The sequence below is a fragment of the Rhodoblastus sp. genome (assembly GCF_052145335.1).
GTDB lineage: Bacteria > Pseudomonadota > Alphaproteobacteria > Rhizobiales > Beijerinckiaceae > Rhodoblastus.
The window spans coordinates 1-7,974 of sequence record NZ_JBKQOU010000060.1 but is presented as its reverse complement, the minus strand read 5'-3'; the positions used below and the strand labels follow the sequence as shown (position 1 = coordinate 7,974).

Genomic DNA, 7,974 nt, shown 5'->3' with positions numbered 1-7,974 from the left:
GCCCGTCGAGGAGTAGCAACCGCGCTCGGGCGGGAAAGCGATCTCAAGAACAGCGGACTGACGTCGTTGGATATGGTCAATCTGATGCTGGCGGTAGAGGTCGCCTGCGACGTCACGATTCCGCAATCGGCGATGACGCCGGAGAATTTCGCGTCGATCGCGGCGATCGAGGCGCTCATTGCGACGCTGCAGTCCAGCGCGGCGCAAGAGTTTTCGCGCGTCGAGACGCGCACGATGTAGCCGGATTCTCGAGCATCAACCATTCAACATGGTGGCGCGGAAAATGCACAAGGACACGATAGCGGTTCATGCCGGATATTCGGGAGATCCGACGACCAAAGCGGTCGCCGTACCGATCTACCAGACGGTCGCGTATGAATTCGACAGCGCCGATCATGGCGCCGCCCTGTTCAATCTCGAAGCCGAAGGATTTCGCTACAGCCGGATCCAAAATCCGACCACCGCAGTGCTGGAGCGGCGAATTGCCGCCCTGGAGGGAGGTGCGGCCGCCTTGTGCGTCAGCTCAGGTCAGGCGGCGCTGAATTACGCGATGCTGAATGTCGCCGATTGCGGGGGCAACATCGTCGCGACGCCGCAATTATACGGAACAACCCACACATTGTTTTCTCACGTCCTGCCGCGACAAGGGATTGCGACGCGGTTCGCCAAGACCGATCAGGCGAAAGAAATAGCGCGAATGATCGACGGCGAGACGCGCGCCGTGTTCTGCGAGACGGTGGGAAACCCCGCGGGCAACGTTTGTGACATAGCGGCTTTGGCGCAGGTCGCTCATGCGAACGGCGTTCCGCTCATCGTGGATAACACGGTGGCGACACCGATCCTGTTGCGACCGATCGAACATGGCGCGGATATCGTGATCCACTCGCTGACAAAATACCTCGGCGGACACGGAACGACGCTTGGCGGCGCCATCGTCGATAGCGGTCGATTTCCCTGGCGCGAACAGGCGCGGCGATTCCCGCAGTTCAATGAACCCGACCAATCCTATCACGGACTCGTCTACGTCGAGCGCTTTGGGGCGACGGCCTATATCGAACGGTGCCGCAGCGTCTATCTGCGTACGACGGGTTCTGTCCTTTCTCCGTTGAGCGCTTTTCTGATCTTGCAGGGCGTGGAGACCATCGGGCTGCGAATGGAGCGCCATGTCCAAAATGGCCGCGCGGTAGCCGAATTCCTGAAAAACGATCCTCGGGTGCAGTGGGTCAATTATTCAGGTTTTCCGGACAGTCCCTATTTCGAACTTGTGCAGAAATATCTGGCCGGACAGGCGCCGCCGCTGTTCACCTTCGGGGTGCGGGGCGGATTGCAAGCCGGCAAGGCTTTTTACGACGCGCTGAAATTGATCAAGCGCCTCGTCAATATCGGCGACGCAAAATCGCTGGCCTGTCATCCCGCTTCGACGACGCATCGGCAGATGAAGGCCGCCGAGCAGAAAGCCGCCGGCGTTAAGCCGGAGCTTATCCGACTGAGCATCGGCATCGAGCATGCGAACGACATCATCGCCGATATCGACCAGGCCCTCGACGCCGCCGTTGAGAAAAGCGCCGGCTCCAGGCGCCAATGTTTCGAACCCGGCGAGTTCGAATTGCACCAAAACACTTGAACGGCCTGCGAAGGAGACCGCGCACATTTCGCCGCGCGCTCTGGCTCGCGCCGCTGCATCGTCTCGAACACGGGAGGCTCGCCATGTTGGACGGATCTCGAACAATTCATGATGGCGGCAGGGACCCGGCGCTAACGGATTCATGCGGCGGCAGTCGAGCCTGGCGCAGGCAGCCGACCATCGACATTGGCCTTGTCAACAACATGCCCGACCCCGTGCTCCATCGCACGGAGCGCCAGTTTGAAGAGCTTCTCCAGCAGGCCGCCGGCAACCAGTTCGAGGTGAGGCTGCATCTGCTGGCTATTCCGGACGTGGCGCGCGGCGAAGTGGCCGCCGCTGAAATAAGAGACCGTTACAACGACGTGAACGATATAGCCGCATTGGGCCTGGATGCGCTGATCGTCACCGGCGCCGAGCCGCGGGCGCGCCATCTTCAGGATGAGGTCTACTGGGCGTCGCTGACGCGACTGATCGATTGGGCGGGGAACAACGTCGGCTCGGTGATCTGGTCGTGCCTGGCGGCCCACGCCGCGGTGAAGCACATCGATGGCGTCGACCGGCGGCCGATCGGGATGAAGCGCTTCGGCGTGTTCCGCTGCGAAACCGAACCAGGCCATGCAATGGTTTCCGGATTTCCTGCGAGCCTGCTGATTCCCCACTCCCGGTACAATGACCTGGCGGAAGAAGATCTGCTTCAGGCCGGGTACAGCATTCTGACGCGCTCGGCGGCCGCCGGAGTCGATATGTTCGTCAAACAGCACAAGAGCAGCCTGTTTGTCTTCCTGCAAGGCCATCCGGAATACGACGCGACAAGCCTCTGGCGCGAATATCGCCGGGACGTCGTCAGGTTCCTGACGGGCGAGCGCGACGATTATCCGCCCCTGCCGGCGAATTATCTGGACCCAGACGATATCCGAAAGTGCCAGTCATTCGCGTTGCGGGCGACGGGGCTGCGAAGTCCCGAACTCGCGGCGGCAATCCCCGACATCGGCGAGCAAATGCGCCCCTCGCCTCGCTGGCGGAAGTCGGCGATTTCGATTTACCGGAACTGGTTGCAGCAGGTGGCGGATATCCGCCGAACCCGCGTTCCCTCGCAAATGATGGCCGAACTCCGATGATGGATTTGAAACCTCAGATATCGAACGAGCCCGGTTCGCCCCTGACCGGTTTTTCGGTGAACGGAGCGTGGCTCCGCGCCTTGGAGGCGACCGCGAATATTGCGGAGCAATCGCAACTTACCCTGCCCCTCATCATCGACGAAATCGCCAGGAGATCGGGAGACGCCCCCGCTCTGATTTCGACGACGACCTGCCTGAGCTACCGGCAGCTCGTGGCCTTGTCGAACCGATATGCGCGATGGGCTCTCGACGAAGGCGTGGCGGTTGGCGATGTGGTTTGCCTTATCATGCAAAACTGCCCCGAATATCTCGCGATATGGATCGGGATAACGCGCGTGGGAGGCGTCGTCGCGCTGGTCAATCCGAATCTTACCGGACCGGCGCTGGCCCATTGCATCGGCGTCGTCGCGCCCAAACATGTCATCGCGGACGATCGCGCCATGGCGTCCTACGCCAGCGCCAGGATGGACGCCGCCTGTCCGCACAAACTGTGGCGCCACGGGGCCGCGGCGATATCCGATCCACCGATCAACGAGACCATCAAGCGCTTTTCCGGCCAAGCGCTGAAGGGGGCGGAGCGAAGGCTAGTGACCCTGTCGCACAGGGCCTTGCATATCTACACGTCTGGAACGACCGGCCGGCCCAAGGCGGCGAACATCAGCCATCATCGAATTGTGTCGGGGAGCCGATGGTTCGCAGGACTGATGCAAGTTGGCCCGAGCGACCGGATGTATGATTGTTTGCCGCTCTATCACAGCGTTGGCGGAGTAGCGGCGGCCGGCGCCATGCTGACCAGCGGCGGCTCGGTTGTCGTGCGCGAGAAATTCTCGGTGAAGAATTTCTGGCAGGACATCGAGGAAACCGAAAGCACGTTGTTTCAATATATTGGCGAACTGTGCCGATATCTCCTCAACGAGCCGCCGTCTCTCAAGGACAAAAGCCACAAACTGCGCCTTTGTTGCGGCAACGGGCTGAGAGCCGATGTCTGGGAGAGCTTCAAGGAGCGGTTCCAGATTCCCAGAATCCTTGAATTCTATGGAGCAACCGAAGGCAATTTCTCCCTTTACAATGTCGAGGGCCGCGTTGGCGCTATCGGCCGGGTGCCAAGCTTCCTGACGCATCGCTTTCCGATTTCGCTGGTCGTCGTCGACCCGATTGCGGGCGAACCCGCTCGCGACTCGCAAGGGCGATGCGTCAAGGCGGGCCGGAACGAAGTCGGCGAGGCGATCGGCAAGATAGGCGCCGGCGCAGCGGGCCGATTTGAAGGCTATGCCAGCGAGTCGGAGACCGAGCGGAAGATCCTTCGAAATGTCTTCGAGCCCCATGACGCCTGGTTCCGCACGGGCGACCTGATGCGCCGCGACGAACAAGGTTTCTATTATTTCGTCGATCGGGTCGGGGATACTTTCAGATGGAAAGGGGAAAACGTCGCAACCCTGGAAATCGAAGAAGCGCTATGCCGCTGCCCCGGCGTCCACGACGCCAACGTCTATGGCGTGAGAGTGGAGCGTTGCGAAGGACGCGCGGGCATGGCGGCGCTTGTCGTCGATCGGAATTTCGATTTTGCCAGGCTGCAACGGCATATCATCGCAAGCCTTCCAGATTATGCGCGCCCTGTCTTCATCCGCATTCGTGCGGAAATGGAGGTCACAGAAACATTCAAGCACAAGAAACATCATCTCGCCAAAGAAGGCTATGATCCGCGAAAAATAACGGATGAACTCTATTATTTCGACCGCGCCCATGCCGCCTACGCTCCAGTCGAGCCGCGGACGTTCGATCTGATCAATGCCGGTCTGGTGCGGCTGTGATGCTCTTCAATGCGCCGGATCCACGCCGCGCCGGGCAGCCAGCGCCTCTGCGACCGCCGCGCCTATTTCGCGCAGCGCCGGCGCCGCATAGGGGATCGCGCCTCCCATCGCCAGGAATTGATGGATCATTCCGGCGTGGCGGGTGTAGCGCGTCTCGACGCCCGCAGCGGCGAGGCGCGACGCATAGATTTCACCTTCGTCGCACATCGGATCGTACTCGGCCGTGTGAATATGCGCCGCCGGCAAGCCGCTGAAGTCGTCGGAGCGCAATGGCGACAGGATCGGATCGGTCAAATCCGCATCGGCGGGAAGACAGAGCGCCAGGTCGGCCTTCATCGCCGCGACGTCCAGGAAATACCCGCGCCCATAGGCTCGGCGCGACGGTGTGTCCGCAACGAGGTCAAGAAACGGATACAATAAAAGCTGGAGCACGAAGGGTGACGCTCCTTGTTGCGCGAACAGGCGGCACAGCGAAGCGGCGAGGTTGGCGCCAGCCGAGTCGCCGGCGATCACGACGCGGGAGGGGTCGATCTCCAGCGACATCGCATTGTCGATGATCCACCTGGTCGCGGCCACCGCGTCGTAAAGCCCGGCAGGATGCTGGTTTTCCGGCGCGAGGCGATAGTCGACCGCCAGCACACGACAATGGCTTGCCTCGGCAAGCCGGCTGCACAGGCCATCATGGGTTTCGAGACCGCCCGTGATCCAGCCGCCGCCATGCAGATAGACGATGGCGGGAGAAAGGACGGAGCGCGTGGATCGGGGAACGTAATGCCTCAGCAACAGTTCTCCGCCGGGTCCGGGAACGATGATGTCGGAATGGTCGACGTCCGCGGCGGGCTGCAATCCCGTCAGGCTCATCATCTCGGCGAAAGCGCGGCGTCGCGCCGAAACGTCTTCGCTAGGAGCGCTCGCTTCGCCTCCGATCGAAAGCATTGCGAGAAGACGTTGCACGCGAGGATCAAGAGCCATCTCGTTCCCCCCGGAAAAGCAGATCGGCGTCGGCGCGCGATCTGCGCTGGATATCTGAATAGTCTTTCGGAAAAGCCGAATTTGCAAGCGAGCAAAAGAGCGGCGTGGCGTCTCCGACGCAGGAGCGTATTTGCCGCGAAACTAATTGCCTCATGACAGTCAAAGTGGAGAGCACTTATGGAAATCCGGAAAATAATCGAGTCGGCCGTGAAAAGCATTGCGATCGAGCAGCAGAGGCGTTTTCCGCCGCTTACCGATGATCTGCCATTGCTGAATTCCGGTCTCGACTCCCTGGCCTTCGCGTTGCTCGTCGTCAAGTTGGAAGACGAGCTTGGAGTGGACCCGTTTACGGAGTCGGAAAACATCCAGGCGCCGGTGACATTCGGCGATTTCGCGGAGCTTTATGAGCGCGCGGTTAATGAGCGCGCGCTGGTCAAGGAGATATGACAATGCTGCGGGAACTGGTGTCGGAACATGCCTCGAGGGGCAGCATGCTCTCGGGATTGGAACAATCCGTCGTTCTTTCCGATCTCGATGCGGCGACAAGTCTCGATTGCCGCGAAAGGGACATCAGCGGCCGATCGGTGGTGATTTTCGTAGAGGATCAATTGAGCGCCGGCCTGGCGCTCATCGAACTGGACGGAACAGCCCGGCGGATGGTGCTCTGCCCGCCTGACCTGGACCCCAGTCGGTTGCCCCAGGTCATCGTTGACGCCGAAGCGGACGCGATCGTGGTTGGGAAGGATCAGCGCCTGTCCGGCGATTTCCCCGGGGTTTCGATCATTCGCTGCGGACTGCCGCTTGCTCCCCGCGTCGAGAAAGCGTCGGAAACCTGCCTGACGGAATGGGCCCTGCTGACTTCCGGAACTTCGGGTCCCCCCAAGATTGTCGCGCATACGCTGGACAGCCTGAGCGACCCGATCCGAAGCGAAGGGACCGGAGCCGTCCTGGGAACCTGGGCGACGTTTTTCGACATCCGCCGCTATGGCGGATTACAGGCCTTCCTGAGAGCGATTATCGGCGGTTGCTCTCTTGTCCTGTCGCACCCGCACGAGTCCGTGGCCGATTACCTGCAACGTGTCATCGCCCATGACGTAACGCACATGAATGGCACCCCGTCCCATTGGCGACGCGCTCTCATGACTCCGGATGTGCGCCGTTTTCAACCCGTTTACGTGCGTATGTCGGGCGAAATCGCCGACCAGTCCCTCCTCGACGGAATGCGCCTGGCGTTTCCGCTCATAGAAATGGTGAATGTATACGGATCGACAGAAGCCGGCGTCGCCTTCGAGGTTCGCGATGGACTGGAAGGCTTTCCCATGAGCGTTGTCGAAAGCGGCGGGGACGTGGAAGTGCGGGTCGTCGACGGCGAATTACGCGTCCGCTCCGCCCGGACGGCGATGCGATATCTCGGTTTGGCCGCCCCTCGGTTACGTGACGATGACGGCTTTGTTTCGACGAACGACATGGTGGAAAGGCGCGATGGGCGCTGGTATTTCGGCGGACGACGCGACGGCGTGATCAATGTCGGCGGACTGAAAGTTCATCCCGAAGAAGTCGAAACCTTGATCAATCGGCATGACCAGGTTCGAGCGTCCCTGGTGAAGGGACGCGCAAATCCGATCACTGGCAAGATCGTCGTCGCCGAGATCGTTTTGAAGAGCGTCCCCACCACCGAAAAGGGCGGCGAACAGGTCGCGGCGATCAAAGAGGAAATCCTCGCCATGTGCCGCAGCCGTTTGCCGGTCCACAAGGTGCCGGCGACAATTCGAGTGGTGGAATCGCTCGAAATGTCGGCAGGCGGAAAGCTGGTGCGTCGCAATGCGTAATATCATTGTGACCGGCGCCAGCAGGGGAATTGGCCTGGCCATCGCGCGTCGATTGTCGACGAATGGCGATCGCGTTATCGCGATCGCCAGGAACGAAACCGACGAGATCCTTAAGTTGCACCAGGAGCTTCAGGCGTCCGGCAAGGGAGACTTGTATTTCAAGACCTTCGACTTGAACGATATCGATCGCATCCCCGCTTTCGTGCGAGACATTTCCAAGGCCTTCGGCTCCCTGGATGGATTGGTCAACAACGCCGCATCGGGCGCCGCCGGCCTTCTGTCGAACATGCCAAGCGCGCAAATCCAGCAATTGTGCCACCTTAATATCGTTTCTCCGGCGGTTCTCACGAAACACGTCGTGCGCAAGATGATGCTGCAAAAGAGCGGCCGCATCGTCAACATCGCCTCGGTCATAGCATTCAACGGCTATAGCGGATTGTCCGTTTACGGGGCGACGAAGGCCGCGGCGGTCGGCTTTACGCGATCGCTTGCCCGAGAGGTCGGCCAGTTTGGCATTACCGTGAACGCCGTGGCGCCCGGTTTCATGGAGACCGAAATGACCAAGGGCCTTGACGAGGAAAACAAGGGCAAGGTCGTCCGTCGCAGCGCCCTCCGGCGAT

General features: G+C 60.7%; 8 protein-coding genes. 7 read left to right on the top strand and 1 reads right to left on the bottom strand.

The annotated features are described in order from the left end of the window. From ACLP2E_RS03965 to ACLP2E_RS03950, 4 genes are all read left to right on the top strand, one after another. On the top strand, nt 1-240 hold a 240-nt coding region (locus ACLP2E_RS03965), incomplete at its 5' end, for a phosphopantetheine-binding protein (protein ID WP_442465215.1). A 43-nt stretch (nt 241-283) separates the two neighbouring features. Next, nucleotides 284-1,624: an O-acetylhomoserine aminocarboxypropyltransferase/cysteine synthase family protein gene (locus ACLP2E_RS03960; RefSeq protein WP_442465214.1), complete on the top strand. Its 1,341-nt coding sequence runs from the start codon at nt 284-286 to the stop codon at nt 1,622-1,624. An 83-nt stretch (nt 1,625-1,707) separates the two neighbouring features. Further along, on the top strand, nt 1,708-2,742 hold the full coding sequence (gene metA, locus ACLP2E_RS03955) for a homoserine O-succinyltransferase MetA (protein WP_442465213.1): 1,035 nt from the start codon (nt 1,708-1,710) through the stop codon (nt 2,740-2,742). Next, the gene (locus ACLP2E_RS03950; protein WP_442465212.1) at nt 2,742-4,553 is read left to right on the top strand and encodes a long-chain-acyl-CoA synthetase; all 1,812 of its coding nucleotides are present in this window, start codon (nt 2,742-2,744) and stop codon (nt 4,551-4,553) included. The genes metA and ACLP2E_RS03950 overlap by 1 nt, the downstream gene beginning before the upstream one ends. A 6-nt stretch (nt 4,554-4,559) precedes the next feature. Here ACLP2E_RS03950 and ACLP2E_RS03945 read toward each other — a convergent pair whose 3' ends face one another. Then, nucleotides 4,560-5,525, bottom strand: a complete 966-nt coding sequence (locus tag ACLP2E_RS03945; RefSeq protein WP_442465211.1) for an alpha/beta hydrolase — start codon at nt 5,523-5,525, stop codon at nt 4,560-4,562. 177 nt (nt 5,526-5,702) lie between these two features. Here ACLP2E_RS03945 and ACLP2E_RS03940 point away from each other — a divergent pair, with 177 nt between their 5' ends. The 3 genes from ACLP2E_RS03940 to ACLP2E_RS03930 form a co-directional block, all read left to right on the top strand. Then, nucleotides 5,703-5,972: an acyl carrier protein gene (locus tag ACLP2E_RS03940; RefSeq protein WP_442464409.1), complete on the top strand. Its 270-nt coding sequence runs from the start codon at nt 5,703-5,705 to the stop codon at nt 5,970-5,972. Nucleotides 5,973-5,974: 2 nt separating this feature from the next. Next, complete coding sequence (locus ACLP2E_RS03935) at nt 5,975-7,354, top strand: class I adenylate-forming enzyme family protein (protein WP_442465210.1); 1,380 nt, start codon at nt 5,975-5,977, stop codon at nt 7,352-7,354. Next, the coding region (locus tag ACLP2E_RS03930) for an SDR family NAD(P)-dependent oxidoreductase (RefSeq protein WP_442465209.1) at nt 7,347-7,974 on the top strand (628 nt) is incomplete at its 3' end. The genes ACLP2E_RS03935 and ACLP2E_RS03930, both read left to right, overlap by 8 nt.

Excerpts from the sequence above, each read along its gene's own strand:
- ACLP2E_RS03960 (WP_442465214.1), top strand. The coding sequence starts at position 284 with ATGCACAAGGACACGATAGCGGTTCATGCCGGATATTCGGGAGATCCG.
- ACLP2E_RS03935 (WP_442465210.1), top strand. The coding sequence starts at position 5,975 with ATGCTGCGGGAACTGGTGTCGGAACATGCCTCGAGGGGCAGCATGCTC.
- ACLP2E_RS03950 (WP_442465212.1), top strand. The coding sequence starts at position 2,742 with ATGGATTTGAAACCTCAGATATCGAACGAGCCCGGTTCGCCCCTGACC.
- ACLP2E_RS03940 (WP_442464409.1), top strand. The coding sequence starts at position 5,703 with ATGGAAATCCGGAAAATAATCGAGTCGGCCGTGAAAAGCATTGCGATC.
- metA (WP_442465213.1), top strand. The coding sequence starts at position 1,708 with ATGTTGGACGGATCTCGAACAATTCATGATGGCGGCAGGGACCCGGCG.
- ACLP2E_RS03945 (WP_442465211.1), bottom strand. The coding sequence starts at position 5,525 with ATGGCTCTTGATCCTCGCGTGCAACGTCTTCTCGCAATGCTTTCGATC.